The 2,061-nt window shown below is 53.1% G+C and carries 4 protein-coding genes; all 4 read right to left on the bottom strand.

The annotated features are described in order from the left end of the window. Positions 1–277, bottom strand: a 277-nt coding sequence (locus AC3Y5R_RS23990) for a carboxypeptidase-like regulatory domain-containing protein (protein ID WP_489923403.1), incomplete at its 3' end; no start/stop codon positions are given. Between the two features lie 25 nt (positions 278–302). Beyond that, positions 303–893, bottom strand: coding sequence for a tail fiber assembly protein (locus AC3Y5R_RS23985; protein ID WP_489923402.1), 591 nt, complete (start codon positions 891–893; stop codon positions 303–305). Continuing rightward, positions 893–1,609 carry a tail fiber protein gene (locus tag AC3Y5R_RS23980; protein ID WP_489923405.1) on the bottom strand — a complete coding sequence of 239 codons (717 nt, stop codon included), beginning with the start codon at positions 1,607–1,609 and terminating at the stop codon, positions 893–895. Before AC3Y5R_RS23980 ends, AC3Y5R_RS23985 begins: the two co-directional genes overlap by 1 nt. A 2-nt stretch (positions 1,610–1,611) precedes the next feature. After that, positions 1,612–2,061 (bottom strand): YmfQ family protein (locus tag AC3Y5R_RS23975; protein WP_489923401.1); only part of this gene is annotated, 450 nt, incomplete at its 5' end.

Below are 2,061 nucleotides of genomic sequence, written 5' to 3'. Positions count from 1 at the left end.
TGAGGTAATCATTCAGCGACCCATCCGGGCCGCCCTCTTCAATGAGCAAGTCCCCCAGCATGGTTGACCTGTTCTCCCCGGCATAGCGAACCGTCACGCGGTACGATCCTGCCGCCAGGCGAAAGTCATATTCGCCATTAATACCGGTCACTATGGTTATCCGCTGCGCCCGCAATGCTCCAGCATTATTCGACAGCGCCGCGATAACCAGCTCTGCGTCAGACAATAGTGAGCCGTCCGGAGCGGTCAGCGTTCCGTAAATTCTTACATACGACATGGTGTATCCTGCGTGATAAAGGGTATCAGACGGGCTTTTCAGGCCATTCGATGTCAGGAGCAGAAGAGGTATCAACAGCATTGACGGCCTGCACGTATCTCATCCACTGGGTGAGCGTTGCCTTATCGTCGTCATTGATGATCCCCAGCAGCAGCTGTGTTTGCCACGCCTGCGTGATGCTGTTTGCCTCCTGAATTAACGTTTTTTTCTGGGCGGTGGCGGTATCAATTGCGGCCTGTGACTGGCTTGCTTTATCAGTTACCCATTTTTTCCCATCCCACACATCAAATTCAGTTCCCGGTTCGAGGGTTGTGGTGCCTTCCGGATATGACCCCAGCTCTGTAATCTGCACGGGCTTGCCTGTATCAGTCGGCCAGACCGTTTCTCCCCGGTGATCTTCAACAATCTGCCACTGCTCATCACGAAAAACGGCGGCCTCTTTTTTGGCGACTTCCGGCGGGCTGATAATGGTTGAATTGGCAGGTAAACCCAGTCCCTTCAAAAGAAACTCATCATTCTCTCCGGAGAATTCTCCCGTCTGTGAATCAAAATTGTAAACCGTCACGTGGCCCTCAGATTCAGCCAGGCCATCCTTATCAAACGTTACTTTAGCCATCACGCAGCCCTCACGATGTAGTTAAATGCGATGTTACGGGGGCGAACTGTTATCCAGACTGAACCATTTGTAAGACCCGATCCATTCTGCGTGGCCGTAATTGTATTATCTGCCATCGCACCCGAGCTTGAAAAAACAGTATTGTTTGGACCTCTTGCATCAGATGGCACTGTTGTAGCTGCACTGTCTGCCTGTGCAAATGATGTTCCGACGGTTGCTCCGCTTGTTGTGGAATCCACGGAAAAATAATCCAGCGCTGCCGTACGGAGACTTGTAGCGCCCTGACTGGTGAGAATTCCCCTGCTGGTATCCACACCGCGCCCGTCATCCCAGCCACGGATAAACTCGCCGCGCAGATCGGGCAACTTCAGGGTCGTGTAAACCGCAGCCAGAGCGGGATAGTCGCTGGCACTGAATGATGAGCCGTTACATTTGATCCAGCCTGCAGGCGGGGTGGATGTCGGCCAGGGGACAGGTACACCGACCGGGAATAACAAAATCTGCCTCAGAGCCGAAAGCAACTGGGTATTATCCCCCTTTACCAGGGCGGTCCCCGCCGCTTCTATTACTCCGGCGATCTCTTCCTGGACAGAATCAAAAAAATCCGCGTCCAGTGCCGTCGCCAGCTCGCCGGTTTGCGGGTTTCCACCGGTAAAACCATTCTTGCCCGCGCCGAACTTATCCTGTTGTGCGGTGGGTGTGTCAATACGATGCATGGTTACTCCATATAACGAAAAATCACGTAGGTGTGTGAGGGGGCCAGCTTGTTTAAAACGCATTCAAGCACGGTATCTCCCCAGGCGCGGAGACTGTCTGTACAACTGCTGATAGCGGTCATGGGGATTATCTGCGTGGATGCGGGGATATTGACCTGCCAGTAGTACCTCCACTCATCGGAGTAAAGCGAATCAGTGCATTCTGAATTGCAGGTAAACTGGCTCTTGTTGTAACGGGTGATCGTTACGCCCGTGTAACCGAGCGCTTCAATCTGGGACAGATAAAACGCCTCGTTTATTCCACCCGGCAGGTTGAGCTTTGCATCCAGGCGCTGGCGGCGCTGCTGTAATGTTTGTACCCCTGCAGGGGCGCAACTGTCAGGCAATCCGCTGATATTTTCATATCGGTCAATCAGTTCTGTTACTGAGCGCGGGTCAGTTTCAAGCATCAG

This window comes from Erwinia sp. 009765445 (genome assembly GCF_058137865.1).
This window is presented reverse-complemented; position numbering and strand designations above follow the sequence as displayed.